At 67.3% G+C, this 20,304-nt stretch carries 18 protein-coding genes and 2 pseudogenes; 8 read left to right on the top strand and 12 right to left on the bottom strand.

The window, feature by feature from the left end; translation table 11 throughout:
* Positions 1-172 precede the first annotated feature (172 nt).
* From ABCR94_RS04095 to trxA, 7 genes are all read left to right on the top strand, one after another.
* On the top strand, positions 173-2,464 hold the full coding sequence (locus ABCR94_RS04095; RefSeq protein WP_347117582.1) for a DUF6049 family protein: 2,292 nt from the start codon (positions 173-175) through the stop codon (positions 2,462-2,464).
* 139 nt (positions 2,465-2,603) lie between these two features.
* Positions 2,604-4,781, top strand: a complete 2,178-nt coding sequence (murJ, locus tag ABCR94_RS04090) for a murein biosynthesis integral membrane protein MurJ (protein ID WP_347117581.1) — start codon at positions 2,604-2,606, stop codon at positions 4,779-4,781.
* A 119-nt stretch (positions 4,782-4,900) separates the two neighbouring features.
* Positions 4,901-6,607 (top strand): protein kinase family protein, encoded by a 1,707-nt coding sequence (locus ABCR94_RS04085; RefSeq protein WP_347117580.1) that lies wholly within the window; start codon positions 4,901-4,903, stop codon positions 6,605-6,607.
* A gap of 29 nt (positions 6,608-6,636) precedes the next feature.
* On the top strand, positions 6,637-7,341 hold the full coding sequence (sigM, locus tag ABCR94_RS04080) for an RNA polymerase sigma factor SigM (RefSeq protein ID WP_347117579.1): 705 nt from the start codon (positions 6,637-6,639) through the stop codon (positions 7,339-7,341).
* The gene (locus ABCR94_RS04075) at positions 7,338-8,303 is read left to right on the top strand and encodes an RsmA family anti-sigma factor (RefSeq protein ID WP_347117578.1); all 966 of its coding nucleotides are present in this window, start codon (positions 7,338-7,340) and stop codon (positions 8,301-8,303) included. The genes sigM and ABCR94_RS04075 overlap by 4 nt, the downstream gene beginning before the upstream one ends.
* Positions 8,304-8,431: 128 nt before the next feature.
* The gene (gene trxB, locus ABCR94_RS04070) at positions 8,432-9,406 is read left to right on the top strand and encodes a thioredoxin-disulfide reductase (RefSeq protein WP_347117577.1); all 975 of its coding nucleotides are present in this window, start codon (positions 8,432-8,434) and stop codon (positions 9,404-9,406) included.
* A gap of 63 nt (positions 9,407-9,469) precedes the next feature.
* Entirely contained in the window at positions 9,470-9,817 is a 348-nt protein-coding gene (gene trxA, locus ABCR94_RS04065) for a thioredoxin (RefSeq protein ID WP_347117575.1), read from the top strand.
* Between the two features lie 71 nt (positions 9,818-9,888).
* Here trxA and ABCR94_RS04060 read toward each other — a convergent pair.
* The 12 genes and pseudogenes from ABCR94_RS04060 to rpmH form a co-directional block, all read right to left on the bottom strand.
* A pseudogene (locus ABCR94_RS04060) lies at positions 9,889-10,227 on the bottom strand (GNAT family N-acetyltransferase); the annotation flags it as partial.
* A 30-nt stretch (positions 10,228-10,257) separates the two neighbouring features.
* Positions 10,258-11,124: an IS3 family transposase gene (locus ABCR94_RS04055; RefSeq protein WP_347118397.1), complete on the bottom strand. Its 867-nt coding sequence runs from the start codon at positions 11,122-11,124 to the stop codon at positions 10,258-10,260.
* 50 nt (positions 11,125-11,174) lie between these two features.
* Complete coding sequence (locus ABCR94_RS04050) at positions 11,175-11,504, bottom strand: transposase (RefSeq protein WP_347116874.1); 330 nt, start codon at positions 11,502-11,504, stop codon at positions 11,175-11,177.
* Between the two features lie 52 nt (positions 11,505-11,556).
* Positions 11,557-11,838, bottom strand: a pseudogene (locus ABCR94_RS04045) (GNAT family N-acetyltransferase); the annotation flags it as partial.
* Between the two features lie 303 nt (positions 11,839-12,141).
* On the bottom strand, positions 12,142-13,242 hold the full coding sequence (locus ABCR94_RS04040; RefSeq protein ID WP_347117574.1) for a ParB/RepB/Spo0J family partition protein: 1,101 nt from the start codon (positions 13,240-13,242) through the stop codon (positions 12,142-12,144).
* Complete coding sequence (locus tag ABCR94_RS04035) at positions 13,239-14,315, bottom strand: ParA family protein (RefSeq protein ID WP_347117573.1); 1,077 nt, start codon at positions 14,313-14,315, stop codon at positions 13,239-13,241. The genes ABCR94_RS04040 and ABCR94_RS04035 overlap by 4 nt, the downstream gene beginning before the upstream one ends.
* Positions 14,316-14,569: 254 nt before the next feature.
* The gene (rsmG, locus tag ABCR94_RS04030; RefSeq protein ID WP_347117571.1) at positions 14,570-15,286 is read right to left on the bottom strand and encodes a 16S rRNA (guanine(527)-N(7))-methyltransferase RsmG; all 717 of its coding nucleotides are present in this window, start codon (positions 15,284-15,286) and stop codon (positions 14,570-14,572) included.
* 121 nt (positions 15,287-15,407) lie between these two features.
* Positions 15,408-15,920 (bottom strand): Jag family protein, encoded by a 513-nt coding sequence (locus ABCR94_RS04025; RefSeq protein ID WP_347117570.1) that lies wholly within the window; start codon positions 15,918-15,920, stop codon positions 15,408-15,410.
* A gap of 15 nt (positions 15,921-15,935) precedes the next feature.
* The gene (gene yidC / locus ABCR94_RS04020; RefSeq protein ID WP_347117569.1) at positions 15,936-17,195 is read right to left on the bottom strand and encodes a membrane protein insertase YidC; all 1,260 of its coding nucleotides are present in this window, start codon (positions 17,193-17,195) and stop codon (positions 15,936-15,938) included.
* Positions 17,196-17,198: 3 nt separating this feature from the next.
* Positions 17,199-17,570 carry a membrane protein insertion efficiency factor YidD gene (gene yidD / locus ABCR94_RS04015; RefSeq protein WP_347117567.1) on the bottom strand — a complete coding sequence of 124 codons (372 nt, stop codon included), beginning with the start codon at positions 17,568-17,570 and terminating at the stop codon, positions 17,199-17,201.
* Complete coding sequence (rnpA, locus tag ABCR94_RS04010) at positions 17,567-17,941, bottom strand: ribonuclease P protein component (RefSeq protein WP_347117566.1); 375 nt, start codon at positions 17,939-17,941, stop codon at positions 17,567-17,569. Before rnpA ends, yidD begins: the two co-directional genes overlap by 4 nt.
* A gap of 21 nt (positions 17,942-17,962) precedes the next feature.
* Positions 17,963-18,100 (bottom strand): 50S ribosomal protein L34, encoded by a 138-nt coding sequence (gene rpmH, locus ABCR94_RS04005; protein WP_078606731.1) that lies wholly within the window; start codon positions 18,098-18,100, stop codon positions 17,963-17,965.
* 359 nt (positions 18,101-18,459) lie between these two features.
* Here rpmH and dnaA point away from each other — a divergent pair, with 359 nt between their 5' ends.
* Positions 18,460-20,223 carry a chromosomal replication initiator protein DnaA gene (gene dnaA, locus ABCR94_RS04000; RefSeq protein ID WP_347117565.1) on the top strand — a complete coding sequence of 588 codons (1,764 nt, stop codon included), beginning with the start codon at positions 18,460-18,462 and terminating at the stop codon, positions 20,221-20,223.
* Positions 20,224-20,304 lie beyond the last annotated feature (81 nt).

Genomic DNA, 20,304 nt, shown 5'->3' with positions numbered 1-20,304 from the left:
GGTACGTGCCCCGACCGCCCGAAGCGCCACCGTTTCTTTCCGCCCGAAACTCTCTTCCGATCATGTGGAGCAGTCCGCAGCACTTCGCCACAGCACACCTCGTTACCATGCGTGGACGCAGGAACCTACAACCACCAACGGCAGCACACAATGACGAGGAACGGGCGGGCGCGTGGCCGAGGCGGCAGACTTTCAGGGGATGACTCCCTCACCTGCCCACCGGTGGTTGCGGCGCACAGCAGCGCTGCTCGCCGGCGCCCCTCTGGTGGCCGGTCTGCTGTATCTACCGGCCACAACACCCGCGCATGCCGCCGAAACCGCCGGCGGATCCCGCACGGTGGATGTGTCTCTCGACACACTGACTCCCAGCGCGCCGGCGAAGGGTGACACCGTCACCGTCTCCGGCACGATCACCAACAGGGGCAGAGAGACCGTCACCGGCGCCCATGTCGGACTGCGCATGGGTTCGCAGCTGGCCGGCAGGACCGCGATCGACTCCGCCGCCACGCGCACGGGATACACCGACGGCATCGACCCCGATGAGATCGGCGGAAAGTTCACAAAGAAGTTCGCGAGGCTTCCTGCGGGAATCAGCGAGGATTTCAGCATCTCGGTCCCGGTGGGCAAGCTCGGCCTCGACGACGCGGGCGTCTACCAGCTGGGCGTGTCCCTGTCGGGAAGAACCGCGAGTGCGCCGTTCGAGCAGGTGCTGGGCATCGAGCGGACCTTCTTGCCCTGGCAGCCGACGGCGACGGCGAAGAAGACCCAGCTCACCTATCTGTGGCCACTGATCTCCTCCACGCATCTCACCGCCGAGACGGGTTCGGACGAGCAGCAGACTCCGGTCTTCGAGAACGACGATCTCGGTGCCGAGCTAGCACCGGGCGGACGCCTTCAGCAGCTCGTCTCGCTCGGCAATGAGCTCCCGGTGACCTGGGTCATCGACCCTGACCTGCTCGCCACCGTCAACGCTATGACCGAGAGCTACGAGGTGAAGTCCGAGGACGGCGAAACGACCGTCGCGGGGAAGAACCAGGCAGTCGCCAACCGGTGGTTGAGCGATCTCCAGAAGGCGGTGCAGGGCCGGAAGGTCGTCGCACTGCCGTTCGCCGACCCCGATCTGGCGTCCCTGGCACACCGCGGCAAGGACGTCCCGGGCTCTCTCAGCCATCTGCAGCCCGCGACCGAGGTCGCGGCGAAGACCGTGAAATCGATCCTGCACACGGAGCCCTCCACGGACTTCTCCTGGCCTGTCGACGGCGCCCTGGACCCCTCGATCGTCGACGTGGCCACCTCGGCCGGTGCGCACAACGTGATCGCCCGCAGCGACAGCCTTCGGGAAACGGGCGGACTGCCGTACACGCCCACCGCTGCCCGGCCGATCGGCGGCGGAACGACGGCGGTGGTCGCCGATGCCCGGCTCTCCACCGCGTTCCAGGGCGACATGTCGAAGGCGGGGAACTCCACCCTCGCCATCCAGAAGTTCCTCGCCCAGAGCCTCGCCGTGACCCTCCAGGACGAGGACAAGCAACGCAGCATCGTCGTCGCCCCGCAGCGGACGCCGTCCGCGAGCCAGGCCCAGTCGATGGCGGGGGCCCTGCGCGCTCTCGACGAGCAGCGCTGGGCACAGCCGCTGGACCTGGTGGCGGCGGCGAAGGCCAGGCCCGACACCAATGCCACGACCGGTGTCCCCGGCTCGTCCTCGTACCCTCAGTCACTGCGCAAGCAGGAACTGCCGGTCAAGGCGTTCCAGGACATCAAGGACACACAGGGCAAGCTCGACAACTTCCAGGTGATCCTCACCGCACCGGACCGCGTGATCACCCCCTTCGGCAACGCGATCAACCGTGCGATGTCGGTGTCCTGGCGCGGCAAGGAGCAGCAGGCCCAGGAGTACCGGGACGGGGTGCAGAGCTATCTGGTGAGCCTCACCGACGAGGTGCGGCTCATCCAGAAGTCCGACGCGACCCTCTCGGGCCGCAGCGCCACCATCCCGGTGACGGTCCAGAACAAGCTGTTGCAGGGCACCGAGAACCTGACCCTTCGTCTGACGACCACCAAGCCGACCCGTCTCAAGCTGGACGGCGAGATGACCGTCGCCAAAAGGCCGGTGAAGATCGCGGGCGGCCACAGTCAGTCGGTGAAGTTCACGGCCACCGTGTACGCCAACGGTCCGGTCCCGGTGGTCGCACAGCTCTACACGGAGGACGGCACGCCGTACGGTCCTGGCATGGAGTTCACGGTCGACGTGAACGAGTTCACCCCGCCCGTGATGCTCGTGCTCGCCGGTGGCGTACTGCTCCTGGTCCTCGCCGGGGCCAGGATGTACACCCAGCGCAAGCGCGCGGCGGCCCGCCAGGCCGCTGCCGGGGCCGAAGAACCCGGGCAGGCGAGTGACCCGACACCGGACACCGGACCGGAAAGCAGCGACCCGTCGGACACGGGTGAGAAAGTGGACCGTTGAGCGACGCCGTGGCCGGTAGGCCAGGGACGATGAGCCGGGGTCGGAATGCTGCGTCATTCCGGGGGACAGCCACCCGATTCCCGGACGAACACCCAGCAGGACCCAGCTCGCCGGAAAAGGAAGCTCGAGGGGAGCACCAGTGAACGCGCCGTACGACGGTGACCGTGGACAGGGCACGGGCGGCACTGCGCCTTCCTGGGGGGTGCCGCCGGAGCCCTCGGAAGCAGGCCCTGTGCCGCCGCCGCAGGAGCCCGAGCCCGCCCCGGACCCGTATGTCCAGGATGCCCTCAACAATGATCCCTACCGGCATCAGGACCTCTCGGCCCAGGACCCGGTGACGGAGGCGCTCTACGACCGCGCCTCGCACCCCCCGCCGCCTCCTGGCACCTACCAGGAGCCACAGCCGCTCTACCAGCAGCCTTCCTCGCCGCAGTACGCGCCGGACCCCCGGGTGTGGGCGCAGACGCCCGCGCCGGAGCCGGACGGCCCGTCCCGTCATCTCCCGTACGGGGACGACGCTTCCACCACTCAGTTCGTGGGCGTGGACGACCTGGTCACGCAGGCGAGCGACCGGGTGCCTGAGCAGGACGCGTTCGCCCATCTGTACCGCGACCAGCAGGCACCGGGGCAGCCCACGGAGCCCGCCGCCCCCGAACCCGCTCCGGCGCCGCCGCCCAAGAAGCCCGCGGGCCGGGCGTCGAGCGTGCTGAAATCGAGCGCCCTGATGGCCGCGGGCACGCTCGTGTCCCGCCTCACGGGCTTCGTTCGCAGCCTGGTGATCACCGCGGCGCTGGGTGCGGCCCTGCTCGGTGACACCTTCACCGTGGCGTACACCCTGCCGACGATGATCTACATCCTGACCGTCGGCGGTGGCCTCAACTCGGTCTTCGTTCCGCAGCTGGTGCGCGCGATGAAGAACGACGACGACGACGGCGAGGCCTTCGCGAACCGCCTGCTGACGCTCGTCATGGTCGCCCTCGGCATCATCGTGGCGGCCGCGATCTTCGCGGCTCCGCTGCTGATCCGGCTGATGTCCGTGCCGATCGCCGACGACGAAGCGGCCAATACCGTCGCGGTCACCTTCGCCCGCTACTGCCTGCCCACCATCTTCTTCATGGGTGTGCATGTAGTCATGGGGCAGATCCTCAACGCCCGTGGCAAGTTCGGCGCGATGATGTGGACTCCGGTCCTCAACAACATCGTCATGATCGCCACATTCGGCCTGTTCATCTGGGTCTACGGCACTTCCGCAGAATCCCGCATGGGCGTCGAGACCATCCCGGTCGAGGGCGTAAAGCTGCTGGGCATCGGCACCCTGCTGGGCCTCACCGTCCAGGCCCTGGCGATGATCCCGTACCTGCGCGAGACCGGTTTCCGGTTCCGTCCGCGCTTCGACTGGAAGGGCCACGGTCTCGGCAAGACCGTCAAGCTCGCCAAGTGGACGGTCCTGTTCGTTCTCGCCAACCAGGCCGGCGTCCTCGTCGTCACCCAGCTCGCCACCGCGGCGGGCAAGGCATCGGACAGGGACGGCGCGGGCATCCTCGCCTACTCCAACGCCCAGCTGATCTGGGGCATGCCGCAGGCCATCATCACGGTCTCCGTCATGGCCGCCCTGCTGCCCCGCATCTCCCGCGCCGCGGCCGACAACGATCCGGGCGCCGTCCGTGACGACATCTCGCAGGGCCTGCGCAATTCAGCCGTCGCGATCGTCCCGGTCGCGTTCACGTTCCTCGCGCTCGGCGTCCCCCTGTGCACCCTGCTGTTCGCCTCCACCGGCCACGAGGGCGCCCAGGCGATGGGCTTCATCCTGATGGCCTTCGCCCTCGGCCTCATCCCGTACTCCGTGCAGTACGTCGTCCTGCGCGGTTTCTACGCGTACGAGGACACCCGGACGCCCTTCTACAACACGGTCATCGTCGCCGCCGTCAACGCCGCCGCCTCCGCTCTGTGCTACCTCCTGCTGCCGGCCCAGTGGGCCGTGGTCGGCATGGCGGCCTCGTACGGGCTGGCCTACGCCATCGGCGTCGGCGTGGCCTGGCGGCGCCTGCGCAACCGGCTGGGCGGCGACCTCGACGGCACTCACATCCTGCGTACGTACGCCCGGCTCGCCGGGGCATCCGTACCGGCCGCGGTCATCGGTGGCGCGGCGGCCTTCGGCATCATGCACGTCATGGGCAGCGACGCACTCGGATCGCTGGTCGCCCTGCTCGTCGGTGGGATCCTGCTCCTCGGCATCTTCTTCGTCGCCGCGAAGCGGATGCGGATCGAGGAGCTCAACGCCATGGTCGGCATGGTGCGCGGCCGCCTCGGGCGATAATGCGGCCACGGCCCGCACAACCATCGTCCGCCGCCGCGTGTCGTGCATAGCGCCGGACTGTGGGCACAATTGGCATGGCTGTTCAACAGCGCGCAACGGATGGGGAGGCAGGAACGACGGTGGCGGAACGTAGCACGGCTGCCGTCGACGTGGCCGACAACAGCGGTGATGGGCCGCTGACCGCCAAGGCGGACAAGGCCACGGCCGACGGGGTGGCGCAAGCCCAGGACACAGCGGACGAGACCATGCGCGACGCGGACGACGAGCGAAAGAGTGCCGAGCCCTCTGTCGCCACACCCGAGCTGCACAGTGGCCACAAGCTCGCCAGACGCTACCGGCTCGAAGAGTGCGTCACCCGTCTGGACGGTTTCAGCAGCTGGCGCGCGGTCGACGAAAAACTCCGCCGTGCCGTCGGTGTCCACCTGCTGCCCGCGGACCATCCTCGGTCGAGGTCGGTGCTTGCCGCGGCCCGTTCTTCGGCGCTGCTCGGCGATCCTCGCTTCGTCCAGGTCCTGGACGCGGTGGAGGAGAACGACCTCGTATACGTGGTCCACGAGTGGCTTCCCGACGCCACCGAACTGACCGCGCTGCTCGCCGCCGGTCCGCTGGAGGCGCACGAGTCCTATCAGTTCGTCAGCCAGATCTCCCAGGCCATGGCGGCCGCCCACCGCGAAGGCCTCGCCCATCTGAGACTCACCCCGGGCGCCGTCCTGCGGACCTCCTCGGGCCAGTACCGGATCCGTGGGCTCGCCGTGAACGCCGCTCTGCGCGGCATCACGTCCGAGCGCCCGCAGCGCACCGACACCGAGGCGATCGGCGCACTCCTGTACGCCGCCCTCACACAGCGCTGGCCGTACGAAAGCGACGCATACGGCCTCTCCGGCCTGCCCAAGGGCGTCGGCCTCATCGCCCCCGACCAGGTTCGGGCAGGCATCCACCGGGGCCTGTCGGAGCTCGCCATGCGGGCTCTGGCCAACGACGGCGCGACGGCTTCGCGTCAGGAGCCGCCCTGCACCACCCCCGACGAGCTGGCCAAGGCAGTCGCGGCGATGCCCCGCATCCGCCCGCCTGAGCCGACCTTCACGGCGCCGCCCGAGTACCAGCGCACGACGTACCAGCAGGGCACCTACGGCAGGCCCGGGGCACACCCCGGCGCGCCCACCGCCCAGCCCGCCGCACCCGCCCCACCGTTGCAGAGCCGTACCGGCAAGGTGCTCAAATGGGGCGTGGCCGCACTGCTCATCGCCGCGCTCGGGCTCGGCAGCTGGCAGCTCGCCGACAAGTTCCTGGACCGCAGCAACGACTCCGGGGACACCGGCAACACTCAGACGGACAGCGGCGAAGGCCCCCAGAAGCCGGATGCTGAGCCGCTCAAAATCTCTGACGCCGTGGTGTTCGCGCCGAACGGCTCCGGCATAGAGGCAGATGTGCCGAGTGCCATCGACGGCAAGGCCGACACCGCCTGGATCACCCCGCAGTACAGGGGCTATGCCAACTTCGGCAACCTTCCGACCCGCAAGGACGGCAGCGGGATAATCGTTGACCTCGGCAGCGTGCAGGACGTGGCCGGTCTCGACATCGACATGTACCGCAGCGGCCAGACCGTCGAGGTGCTCGCGGCCGACGAGGACGCGTCGGGCCCGAGTGACCTTTCCGACTTCTCGCAGCGGCTCACCGAGCTGGAGCCGGCCCAGAGCAAGCTGGAGACCACGCTCGACAAGCCGGTACGGACCCGATACGTCCTGATCCACGTCACAGCACTGCCGACCGATGGCTCGCCCGGCACCTTCCGTGGTGGAATCTCGGAGATCAGGGTCACTGGCTGACCGGAACACCAAGGGGAGGGGGCTCACTGTTGGACGCTGCCACGCTCAGAGACACGAACGACCAGGATCTCCTGGCCCACCACGTCAAGGGCGACCCGGATGCCTTTGGTGAGCTTGTACGGCGCCACCGTGACCGGCTCTGGGCGGTGGCCCTGCGCACCCTGGGTGACCGCGAGGAGGCCGCTGACGCGGTCCAGGACGCCCTGGTGTCCGCCTATCGGGCCGCCCACACCTTCCGGGGCCAGTCGGCCGTCACCACCTGGCTGCACCGCATCACCGTCAACGCCTGTCTCGACCGGGCCCGCAAAGCAGCATCCCGCAGGACATCACCCGTCGACGACCCCGAGCGCCTGGACCAGCTCCTTGAGCCCCACGAGTCGGCCGAGGCGCCCGCCGAGCGCCAGGACCTGCACAGAGAGCTGATCGCGGCGCTGCGCACACTGCCCGCCGAACAACGGGCAGCTCTGGTATTGGTGGACATGCAGGGCTACCCCGTGGCGGAAGCCGCCCGGGTCCTCGACATACCCACCGGGACTGTGAAGAGCCGCTGCGCACGCGGCCGGGCCCGACTGCTTCCACTCCTCACCCATCTGCGTGCGGACAACGGGGATAGCAGTGGCCTCGGCGTGGGAAGGAACCGGACGCCGGGGACATCCGTCCCACCGGCGACGGGACCGAGAGACGCTGGACCAAATGATTCTGCTGCCGTGAAGGGCGGAGGTGGGCGCGCATGACATCGACGGCCGGCACGACTCAGCACCCGGATGTCTCAGAGATCTCCGACCTGTCCGAAGGTCTTCTCTCCCCGGACCGCACGACGGACGTGAACCGGCACCTGCACGAGTGCGGGCTCTGTGCCGACGTGCGTGACTCCCTGGAGGAGATCCGCGGGCTGCTGGGCACGCTGCCCGGCCCGCAGCGGATGCCTGCCGACGTCGCCAGCCGTATCGACGCCGCACTGGCTGCTGAGGCGCTCCTCGACTCCACAGCTCCCGCCTCCATGGCTGTCGAGGCCACGGCGCCGGAGGGGACCGCGTTTGTTTCACGTGAAACAGGCGTCGAACCAGACGGAGCAGTGCCCTACCCCGCGGACACGTCTTCCGCCGACTTGTCGTCCCCCTTGGGGCGTCCTGCCGGGCACCCGCGTGCGACCACCGGTCCGGGGCGAACCCGGCAGGCAAAGCGCCGGCGTCGCAACACCGTCATCGGCGCCGTCTTCGGGACCGCCGCACTCGGCGTGGGAGTGCTCTTCCTCCAGTCGATCCAGTCGCCCAGCGACAAGGGATCCTCCGCTACGGACAACGGGGTGAGCGCAGGCAAGAAGTCGGGCTCGGAGTTCTCCGAGTCCACGCTCAGGGACCAGGTGCGGACCCTGGTGGCGAAGCAGCCCAGGGCCCACGGCAAGACGGCCGAGAACGACCAGCCGTCCATGAATACCGAGTCCAGCCCCAACACCCCGATGCTGGGGACCGATGTGGCTGTGCCACGGTGTGTCCAGGACGCCACCGGCCGGACCAACCCGCCCCTCGCCGCCGAGGAGGGCACGTACAAGGGCACAAAATCCTTCCTCGTCGTGCTGCCGCATGCCGCCGACGGCACCAAGGTCCAGGCTTATGTCGTCGATGCCTCGTGCGCCGGGAAGACACCCACGGCCAAGGGCAAGGTTCTGCTGACAGACTCCTACCCCCGCTACTGACACCCCGCCCGGACGGGCACGGACACTGAGGGAATGCATGCCCCGTAGGATCCGTTGGGTGGAAAGAGAGTCCGGGAACGGACCTCCACGTAGGCAGTAGGCAGTCCGCAGAGACGAGGAAGTAATCCGTGAGCGACGTCCGTAACGTGATCATCATCGGCTCCGGGCCCGCCGGCTACACCGCCGCGCTCTATACCGCGCGTGCCGCGTTGAAGCCGCTGGTCTTCGAAGGCGCCGTGACCGCAGGCGGTGCTCTGATGAACACCACCGACGTGGAGAACTTCCCCGGTTTCCGCGACGGCATCATGGGCCCCGACCTGATGGACAACATGCGCGCCCAGGCCGAACGATTCGGCGCCGAGCTCATCCCGGACGACATCGTCTCCGTGGACCTCTCGGGTGACATCAAGACCGCCACGGACACGGCCGGCGTCGTCCACCGCGCCAAGTCGATCATCGTCACGACAGGCTCGCAGCACCGCAAGCTCGGCCTCCCGAAGGAAGACGCCCTCTCCGGACGTGGCGTCTCTTGGTGTGCCACCTGTGACGGGTTCTTCTTCAAGGACCAGGACATCGCCGTGGTCGGCGGCGGTGATACCGCGATGGAAGAGGCAACGTTCCTCTCCCGCTTCGCCAAGTCCGTCACCATCGTCCACCGCCGGGACACCCTGCGTGCCTCCAAGGCCATGCAGGACCGCGCCTTCGCCGACCCGAAGATCAAGTTCGCCTGGGACAGTGAGGTCGCCGAGCTCCAGGGCGACCAGAAGCTCGCGAGCCTGACCCTGCGAAACACCAAGACCGGCGAGCTCTACCCGCTCCCCGTGACCGGACTGTTCATCGCCGTGGGCCACGACCCGCGTACCGAGCTCTTCAAGGGCCAGCTGGAGCTGGACGACGAGGGTTACGTGAACGTCGACGCACCGTCGACGCGTACGAACCTCACCGGCGTCTTCGCCGCCGGCGACGTCGTCGACCACACCTACCGGCAGGCCATCACGGCCGCGGGCACCGGTTGCTCGGCCGCCCTCGACGCCGAGCGCTTCCTTGCGGCCCTCGCCGACACCGAGCACGTGGCCGAGCCCGAGAAGACCGCCGCCGCCTGACTTCCCCCTCCCGCCCCACCCCACACCCCACCCCACCCCCATTGAGAAGTTAAGGAGGCCGCCGTGGCCGGCGCCTTGAAGAACGTGACCGACGCCTCCTTCGAAGAGGACGTCCTGAAGAGCGACAAGCCCGTACTGGTGGACTTCTGGGCTGCCTGGTGCGGTCCGTGCCGCCAGATCGCCCCGTCGCTCGTGGCGATCGCGGAGGAGCACGGCGACCAGATCGAGGTCGTCAAGCTGAACATCGACGAAAACCCGGCGACCGCCGCCAAGTACGGTGTGATGTCCATCCCGACGCTGAACGTCTACCAGAACGGCGAGGTCGCCAAGACCATCGTCGGTGCCAAGCCGAAGGCCGCGATCGTCCGTGACCTCGCGGACTTCATTGGCGAAGAAGTCACCAAGGCCTGACCGCCGACTTCTGTTTCACGTGAAACATGTGTGGCCCATCCCCGGCGGGGATGGGCCACACATGTTTCGCCTCACAGCGGCCTCAGCACCGGCTCCTTCTGAACCGCTCCCAGGAGCCTGTCCAGAGCTAGCTCGACGTCTTCCTTCCAGGAGAGCGTCGTCCGCAACTCCAGTCTCAGCCGGGGGTACACGGGATGCGGACGCACCGTCTTGAAGCCGACCGCCAGCAGATGGTCCGCAGGAAGCACACAGGCAGGCTCTGTCCAACGGGCATTGCCGAATGCCTCAATGGCTTTGAACCCCCGTTGCAACAGGTCCTTGGCCATCGTCTGCACAATCACACGGCCCAACCCCTGCCCCTGATAGCTGGGCAGGATCCAGGCCGTCATCAGCTGCACCGCATCCGGGGTGAGGTTCCCCCGGTGTGCGGGAGGTGCTGATCAGCTGGTCAGGATGGGTTGACGTGGTTTCAGGTTCGCTTGTTCGGTCGTCGCCTGGTTGGCGTAGTGCTTCTCCTCGAACTCGATGGGACTGAGGTAGCCGAGGCGTTTCTGGATGCGTCGGCTGTTGTAGAAGCCGTCGATGTACTCGAACAGCGCGAGGTTGGCCTCGGCCCGGGTGACGAAGACGCGTCCGCGCACGCACTCGGTCTTGATCAGCATCCACAGATTCTCCGCGAGGGCGTTGTCGTAGCTGTCGCCCACGGACCCCATCGACCCCTCAATACCCGCACGTACCAGCCGTGTTGTGAGCTTGATGGACGTGTATTGACAGCCGTGGTCGGCGTGATGGATCAAGGTGCCGGGCACGGGCTCGCGGCTGGCCAGGGCGTACTCGAGGCAGGACAGGACCAGGTCGGCGTCCGCGCGGGCGGAGGTCTCCCAGGCCACCACCCGGCGGGAGAAGGCGTCGCGGATCGCGGAGAGCCACAGCGGTCCCTCACCCGTGGGGATCATGGTGAGGTCGGTGACCCACAGCCGGTTCGGCACGGGAGCGGTGAAGTCCCGCTGCACCAGGTCCGGGGCGAGCGTGGCCGTCGGGTCGCGGCGGGTGAAGCCCTTGCCCGTGCGGCGTGGGCTGAGGCCCGCCAGATCGGCCTCGCGCATCAATCGCTCGACCCGCTTGCGGCCGATGGCCACGCCCTCGCGCTTGAGCACGGCATGCACGCGGGGCGAGCCGTAGATCCCGCCGGAGTCGGCATGGATCTCCTCGATCTTGGTCGTCAACTCCGCGTCACGGCGGCGGCGTTCACACGGCTCCTTCTCCTGCCGGCGCCAGCGGTAGTAGGTGGACGAGGGGACGTGCAGTTCCCGGAGTACGGGCTCGACACCGAGGTCACTGCGTTCGCTGAGGAACGTCAGTACCTGCGCCGGGTCGTGTCGAGTTCCTGGGCGAAAAAAGCCGAGGCCGTGCGCAGGATCTCGTTCGCCCGGCGCAGTTCCTTCACCTCCCGCCGCAGCTGGCCCAGCTCGTCCTTCTCCTCGGTGGTCAGCCGGTCGTCGCGCTCGCCGCGGTCGGCCTCGGCCTGGCGGATCCAGCCGCGCAGTGCCTCCGGGTGGACCCCCAGCTCAATGGCCAGGCGCTTGATCTGGGGCTTCGGCTCGGCGGTGCGATACATCCGCACCGCACGCTCACGCAACTCCAGCGGATATTTCCTCGGAGCGGCCATGGTCAGAGTTCCTCTCATGAGAACCATCTGACCCGCTGTCATCGCCCTCCGCATCTCGGGGGAACCTCAGGGAGACGGGGCTGGTGGGGAATGCCGTGGAACGCGGCACATACGCCGGAGGCGCGTACAGCACAAAGCCCACTGCGACATCGTCGACGTAAACGACCCGACCGCAGGAACCCCACTCCAGCAGGACAGCCGAGATCCAGGCTTCCTTCTCCAGCTCGGGCGTGCCGGCCTTTACCGCTGCTTCTCCACCGACTGGATCAAGTTCCCAGAAGACACAGGAACGACAGCGCTGGGGGAGATCCGGAAGATTGTCCAGCGTGAGCGGTACGAGCCGACGCCCCATGAAGGGTGTTCCTCACTTCCCTCGCCCGCCGTATCACGGGCGGCCGTCAACACACCTCGTTCCCTCAGCAGGCTGCCAACGAACCCGCCGACCGCCCCGAGACTCAGCCCTGCTGCAACCAGTTGGCTGCGGCTCACCGATCGCATGGCCCCGCCCTCCCTCTGAAGTCAATCAAGGTGGATGCGCCATACCAGAACGCATCGTATCCACCCAGCGATCGCACGCATACCGTGAGAGAGCAAAGGGCGGGCTGTGTCCTGGAATACCGGACACAGCCCGCCCCTGTGAGAGTTCGCCAGGGGCTCAGCCCTCACTGTCCTCCGGGTCTTCCTCAGAAAGCCGCTTCTCCAGGACACGCCCCTCGCCAGGAGCAAGCGTCCCCAGAATCCGCTCCAGATCCTCCATCGAGGCGAACTCGACGACGATCTTGCCCTTCTTCTGGCCCAAATCCACCTTCACCCGCGTCTCGAAGCGATCCGAGAGCCGCGATGCGAGACCGGAGAGAGCCGGGGACAACCGGGCACCCGCACGCGGGCCCTTCGCCCTGGGAGAGCTCTCGGGACGAGAGCTCATGAGGGTCACAATCTCCTCGATGGCACGCACCGAAAGACCTTCCGCGACAATGCGGTGCGCCAGGCGGTCCTGCTCCTCGGAGTCCTCCACCGCCAGCAGCGCCCGCGCGTGTCCGGCGGACAGCACCCCGGCGGCAACCCGGCGCTGCACCGACGGCGAGAGCCTGAGCAGCCGCAGCGTGTTCGAGACCTGCGGGCGCGAGCGCCCGATCCGGTCCGCCAGCTGGTCGTGCGTGCAGTTGAAGTCCTTGAGCAACTGGTCGTAGGCCGCGGCCTCTTCCAGCGGATTCAGCTGCGCCCGGTGCAGGTTCTCCAGGAGCGCGTCGAGAAGGAGCTTCTCGTCGTCAGTGGCCCGGACGATCGCCGGAATCCTCTCCAGACCCGCTTCACGGCACGCCCGCCACCGACGCTCGCCCATGATGAGCTCATAGCGCTCGGGACCGACCTGCCGTACAACCACCGGCTGGAGCAGGCCCACCTCCTTGATGGAGGTCACCAGCTCCGCGAGAGCATCGTCGTCGAACACCTCACGCGGCTGGCGGGAGTTGGGCTTGATGGAGTCCAGCAGCAGCTCGGCGAAATAGACACCCGCGACCTGCTCGGGCTCCACCGGCTCCGGCTCGGACGCCCGCGCATGTTCCGTTTCACGTGAAACGGTGCTCGCGGGAAGCGAGGTGACCTTCGCGGCCGCCACCCCTCGTTCCGCGGTCAGCACCGGCACAGCCCCCGGAGAAACCGAGGCCGACCCGACGGGCGGACCCGGCTTCTCCTGCGAAGCGGCAGGGATCAGCGCACCAAGCCCACGCCCCAATCCTCTACGTCGCTCACTCACTGGATCCCCTCCGACATGCTCTGCTGACTGTTCTGGCTGCCCAATTGGGCGTGCTGCGGGTCGTAGTGCACTCCGACACCGCGCAGTGCGATCTCACGGGCCGCTTCGAGATACGACAGCGATCCGCTGGAGCCCGGGTCGTAGGTGAGCACAGTCTGCCCGTAGCTCGGGGCCTCCGAGATCCGCACGGAGCGCGGGATGCTCGTCCTGAGTACCTCTTTGGCGAAGTGGGTACGGACTTCGTCGGCCACCTGGGAGGCGAGCCGGGTCCTGCCGTCGTACATGGTCAGCAGAATCGTCGACACATGGAGATCGGGGTTGAGATGCCCCCGTACCAGGTCGACGTTGCGCAAAAGCTGCCCCAGGCCCTCAAGCGCGTAGTACTCGCACTGGATCGGGATGAGCACCTCGGCGCCGGCGACCATGGCATTGACCGTCAGCAGGCCAAGCGAGGGCGGGCAGTCGATGAGGATGTAGTCCAACGGCTGCTCGTATGCCTGGATCGCCCGCTGAAGCCGGCTCTCCCGTGCCACCAGCGAAACCAGCTCGATCTCCGCACCGGCGAGATCGATGGTGGCTGGTGCACAGAAGAGACCCTCGACGTCCGCTACCGGCAGGACCACTTCGGAAAGCGGCCTGCCCTCCACCAGGACGTCATAGATCGAGGGGACTTCGGCGTGGTGGTCGATCCCCAGCGCCGTGGAAGCGTTGCCCTGCGGATCAAGGTCGATGACCAGGACCCGTGCGCCGTGCAGCGCGAGCGAAGCAGCGAGGTTGACCGTGGTCGTGGTCTTACCGACGCCGCCCTTCTGGTTGGCGACCACCATGATGCGGGTCTGCTCCGGGCGGGGCAGGCCCTCACCGGCACGGCCGAGAGCTTCCACCGCCAATTGGGCAGCGTGACCAATGGGGGTGTTGTCCATCAGGGGCGGCGTTTCACGTGAAACATCCTCCCCTGTCGACTCGGTACGGGGACCGGGGACCGGATCGGTCATCGGTCCCGCGATGTTGGCGTCGGACCGCAACGATTCACTCTCCTCGACTTCAAGCTCGCAATGAACAGAGCCTGCCATGCTTTCGGGGTCGTGAACCAGCGAGGCCCGTTCTTCTGTGGAGGGACCCACGTTTGTGGACAACCCCACAACCCTCCCGGGCTTACGTTCGCGCGGCGCGGCAGCCGCGCGACCGCGGCTGATGATTCCATGCAGCAGAGAGCGACGTTTCACGTGAAACACGATGCACCGGTGAAGCCGCTACGCCCCTACCGACACTCCGAAATGCATACGTATGGCAGCTTGTATGGAGCATTGTTGATAGATAGGACAGATCAACGACGCCGACGGGTCCGGCTGGTCCGCGCGGCCTTGGCGCGCTTCGTGGCGAACCGAACCCCACCGGGGCTCTCACCAACCTCCACCCTCACTACTGTGGCCAGCGGATCCACCACACCCTCACCGACGTGCAGCACCTCAGTCTTCACCACACCGAGCTTGCTCAGGGCAGCGCGGGTGTTCTTGAGCTCTTCCTCAGCGGTGTCGCCCTTGAGCGCCAGCATTTCGCCGTAGGGCCGCAGCAGCGGAACTCCCCAGCCAGCCAGCCGGTCCAGCGGCGCCACCGCGCGTGCCGTCACCACGTGGACGGGTGGCAGCGTCCCGAGAACCTCCTCGGCCCGCCCCCGCACCACCGTCACATGGTCCAGCCCCAGCAACTCGACGACTTCCTGGAGGAAGTTCGTACGCCGCAGCAGGGGCTCAAGCAAGGTGATCTTCAAGTCCGGGCGCACCAGCGCCAGCGGAATGCCGGGCAGTCCGGCACCCGAGCCCACATCGCAGACCGTGACCCCCTCAGGGACGACCTCGGAGAGCACCGCACAGTTCAGCAGGTGCCGCTCCCAAAGGCGCGGCACCTCACGCGGGCCGATGAGCCCTCGTGTGACCCCCACATCCGCGAGAAGCTCCGCGTACCGGACGGCAGCCGGATAGAACTCGCCGAATACCGCCCGTGCCTCTTCAGGCGCCTGGGGAAGCTCTGCTTCCTCCGTCACGGGGACCGTCCTTCCGTACCGCGCTACCGAACTGATGGCCGACCGGCTGATGGGCCGGCTACCAGGCTGACAAAGATCGGCCCCGCCTGCGAACAGACGGGGCCGAAGGGTGATGGACCGGTCAGGCCGGGAGAACGACGACGAAGCGCTCCGGCTCCTCGCCCTCGGACTCGCTGCGCAGACCCGCGGCCGCGATCGCGTCGTGCACGACCTTGCGCTCGAAGGGCGTCATCGGGTCCAGCTTCACCGGCTCACCGGTGGCCTTGACCTCGTCCGCGGTCTTGGCACCCAGCGCCGCGAGCTCCTCGCGCTTCTTGGCCCGGAACCCACCGATGTCCAGCATCAGCCGACTACGGTCCCCGGTCTCGCGATGTACGGCGAGGCGGGTCAGCTCCTGAAGCGCCTCCAGCACCTCACCGTCGCGGCCCACGAGCTTCTGGAGATCACGGCTGTGCGCGTCGCTGACGATCGACACTGCGGCCCGATCGGCCTCGACGTCCATGTCGATGTCACCGTCAAGGTCAGCGATGTCGAGCAGGCCCTCAAGATAGTCGGCGGCGATCTCGCCTTCCTGCTCTAGGCGGGTCAGGGTGGCGTCACCCTTGGTGGCCGCGGAGATGGTGCCTTCCGTCACGGGATGGACTCCTTATTACTTCTTGGACGGGTGCTTGGGGCGCTGCTGGCCCTTGCGCTGCCCGGACTTGGCTTGGCGTGCGGAGGCGGGAGGGGTCTTGCCGGCCTGCTGGGGCTTGGCGTCCTCCGGCTCGTCCTTCTTGAGCGGGGTCTTCGCCAGCGAGGGCTTGGCCAACGAGGGCTTCGCCGCGGCTTCAGCGGTGGCTGCCTGGCGCTGTGCCTTGGTCAGACGCTTGGGCTGCTGCCGCTTCGGAGCATCTTCCGCTTCCTCCGCCTCAAGCACCGGGTCGCCCTTGACCACATTGCCGTCAGGCTGAAGGGTCAGCCGTGACTGGCCCAGTTCCTTGACGAACTTGCGCTCGGCCTCGTTGCGCTCGCGGCCCTTGGCCTCGATCACCTTGATGACGTTGCGCTGACGGCGGGTGGTTACCTTGCCGTGCTTGGCGATCGACTTCTGCATGCGGTCCAGCAGGAGGCCCTGCGCCTTGCTGCCCGGGGTCGGGTTCCCGTGGATCACGAACATCTGCTGGCCCATGGTCCACACGTTGGTGGTCAGCCAGTAGACGAGGACACCGACGGGGAAGTTGATGCCCATGACGGCGAACATCAGCGGGAAGACGTACATCAGCATCTTCTGCTGCTGCATGAACGGCGTCTTCACCGTGAGGTCGACGTTCTTCGTCATCAGCTGGCGCTGCGTGTAGAACTGCGACGCCGACATCATGACGATCATGATCGCGGTGACGATGCGGACATCGAGCAGGGTGGCGTTGAACTCCGCCACCTTCGCAGTGCTGTCCATGAACTTCGAGGCCAGCGGGGCGCCGAAGATGTGCGCCTCACGCGCACTCGCCAGCAACGAGTCGTTGATGACGCCGATGTTCTTGCCCGAGGCGATGCTTGAGAGCACGTGATAAAGGGCGAAGAAGAACGGCGACTGCGCCAGGATGGGAAGGCACGACGAGAGCGGGTTGGTGCCCGTCTCCTTGTACAGCTTCATCATCTCTTCGGACTGACGCTGCTTGTCGTTCTTGTAGCGCTCCTGGATCTTCTTCATCTCGGGCTGCAGCGCCTGCATGCCGCGCGTCGACTTGATCTGCTTGACGAACAGCGGGATCAGACAGATCCGGATGAGGACCACGAGGGACACGATGGACAGACCCCAGGCCCAGCCCGTGTCAGGTCCGAAGATCGCCCCGTACATCGTGTGGAACTGGACGATGACCCACGAAACAGGTGTGGTGATAAAGCTGAACAGACTGGCGATCGTGTCCACTAATCAGGCTCCTTGAGCATTGGGCGAGGTCTCTGCGGCCGGGCTCGGGGTTTCGGGGGCCGGCCCCCGAGAAGGCACTCCAGCGGCGGAGTACTGCCCGCCCTTGCTGTCACGGTTGCCGCTCCACGCATTGCGCAGCGCTTCATGCCAACGCGGACGTTTGCGCGGCGGGACATGGTCCACACCGCCGGGCGACCACGGATTGCACCGCAGGATGCGCCAGGCGGTCAGGGCCGTGCCCTTCACCGCGCCATGTCGGTCGATGGCCGCGAATCCGTAGTGGGAACACGACGGGTAATAGCGGCACACAGGCCCGAGCAACGGACTGATCGTCCACTGGTACAGCTTGATCAAAGCCAGCAGTGGGTACTTCATCGCGCGCCCCCTCCCAGCAACCGCTGAAGGGCGGCATCCAGGTCTCGGGCCAGCTGTGCATGGTCGGCATCACCTGCTCCGGGCAATGCCCGTACAACCACCAGGCTACCGGGGGGCAGCTCGGACAGTCGTTCGCGGACGAGGTGGCGAAGCCTCCGCTTCACCACGTTGCGCACGACGGCGTTGCCCACAGCTTTGCTCACGACGAAACCCGCACGCGTCTGGGGAACGCTCTCCCCAGGCGCGTGCGGGTCCGTTGAACCGCTATTGCGAAGATGGACGACGAGGAGCGGGCGACCGGCCCGGCGACCTCGGCGTATCGCGGTTGCGAAGTCCTCGCGCCGCCTCAGCCGATTCTCGGTAGGCAGCACGTCATGACCTGTTTACGAGAATCAGGCGGACAGGCGGGTGCGGCCCTTGCCACGGCGCGTCGCCAGAATGGCGCGGCCGGCGCGGGTACGCATGCGCAGACGGAAGCCGTGGGTCTTGGCACGACGACGGTTGTTCGGCTGGAAGGTGCGCTTGCTCACTCGGGGGCTCCAGAAATGATCGTGTTTACGGCGGGACATCGCCTGGCTGTCACCGTGCGCCCACGAGGAACTCGCAACGCCCGTATGCACCGCTTCACGACCACAGATCGTGATCTTTGCCCATCGGAGGCAGGCGGCAGCAGCCATCGACAACTCGACCTGGTCACGGTACGCGCGGCTACGCCATCCGGTCAAACCGGCCCCTCGCCAGGGTCCACTATGCACAGCCTGTGGACAACAACTTGAACCGCGCGACGCGCCCCGACTACCGTGGCTGAACTTGGATTCCTTTACTGGCAGTCCTTCCCATCCCGTCCCAAGAACCACACCTTCGTGGGACCTGTGAGAGAGCGTGCCCTGTGGCTGATGTACCTGCCGATCTTGCCGCAGTGTGGCCACGAGTGCTGGAGCATCTCCTCGGGGAGGGGCAGCAGGGCATCGAACCCAAGGACAAGCAGTGGATCGAGCGTTGCCAGCCGCTCGCCCTGGTGGCCGATACCGCCCTGCTCGCCGTCCCCAACGAATGGGGCAAGCGTGTCCTCGAAGGACGGCTCGCTCCCCTGATCAGCGAGACGCTGAGCCGCGAGTGCGGCCGTCCGATCCGGATCGCGATCACCGTCGACGACTCGGCGGGGGACCCTTCCCCCTCCCTGGCCCCGCCCATGCAGCAGCAGTCCCGCTACCAGGGCCCGCCGCACGACGAGCAGCAGTCCCAGCACGAGCAGTACGACAACTACGGGCACCGGCCGCCCGACGACGACCTGCCGACCGCCAGGCCCGCGTACCCCGACTACCGCCAGCCCCGGCACGAGCAGCCGGGCGCCTGGCCCCGCCCGCAGGAGGACCACGGCTGGCAGCAGCCCAGGCTCGGCGGCTTCCAGGAACGCGACCCGTACGCCTCGCGCCCCCCGCAGCACGACTACCGGCCGCAGCCGCCCGAGCGCCAGCAGTACGAGCAGCCGCACTACGACCAGGCGCCGCGTCACGAGCGCCGGGACCATCAGGACCAGTCGATCCAGCACCGCGGAGTCGGCGGTATCCCCGGGCCCCTGGCCGCGCAGCCGTCGTCGGCGCCGGGCCCCGGCGAGCCGCAAGCCCGCCTCAACCCGAAGTACCTCTTCGACACCTTCGTCATCGGCTCGTCCAACCGCTTCGCGCACGCCGCCGCGGTGGCCGTCGCCGAGGCGCCGGCCAAGGCGTACAACCCTCTCTTCATCTACGGAGAGTCGGGACTGGGCAAGACGCACCTGCTGCACGCCATCGGGCACTACGCCCGCAGCCTCTATCCGGGCACCCGGGTGCGTTATGTGAGCTCCGAGGAGTTCACCAACGAGTTCATCAACTCGATCCGCGACGGCAAGGGCGACGCGTTCCGCAAGCGCTATCGCGACGTGGACATCCTGCTCGTCGACGACATCCAGTTCCTCGCGAGCAAGGAGTCGACGCAGGAGGAGTTCTTCCACACCTTCAATACGCTGCACAACGCCAACAAGCAGATCGTGCTGTCCTCGGACCGGCCGCCCAAGCAGCTGGTCACGCTGGAGGACCGGCTGCGCAACCGCTTCGAGTGGGGCCTGACCACCGACGTACAGCCGCCCGAGCTGGAGACGCGCATCGCGATCCTCCGCAAGAAGGCGGTGCAGGAGCAGCTCAACGCTCCTCCGGAGGTCCTGGAGTTCATCGCGTCCCGCATCTCGCGCAACATCCGTGAGCTGGAGGGCGCGCTGATCCGGGTGACGGCCTTCGCGTCGCTCAACCGGCAGCCCGTGGACCTCGGGCTCACCGAGATCGTGCTGAAGGATCTGATCCCGGGCGGCGAGGACGCCTCGCCCGAGATCACCGCGAGCGCCATCATGGCGGCGACCGCGGACTACTTCGGGCTGACGGTGGAGGACCTCTGCGGCTCCTCGCGCAGCCGCGTGCTGGTGACGGCCCGGCAGATCGCGATGTATCTGTGCCGTGAGCTGACGGACCTCTCACTGCCCAAGATCGGCGCGCAGTTCGGCGGTCGTGACCATACGACCGTGATGCACGCCGACCGCAAGATCCGCGCTCTGATGGCCGAGCGGCGCTCCATCTACAACCAGGTCACCGAGCTCACGAACCGCATCAAGAACGCCTGACACGCCGAAGCGGATACCTGAAATAGCGTCGGATGGGCGCCCCGGGACGAACTCCCGGGGCGCCCATCGGCGTTGTACGGA

Origin of the sequence: Streptomyces changchenzhani (assembly GCF_039766235.1) — a bacterium.
GTDB lineage: Bacteria > Actinomycetota > Actinomycetes > Streptomycetales > Streptomycetaceae > Streptomyces.
The sequence above is the reverse complement of the archived record's forward strand: the minus strand, read 5'-3'. Positions and strand labels throughout refer to the sequence as shown.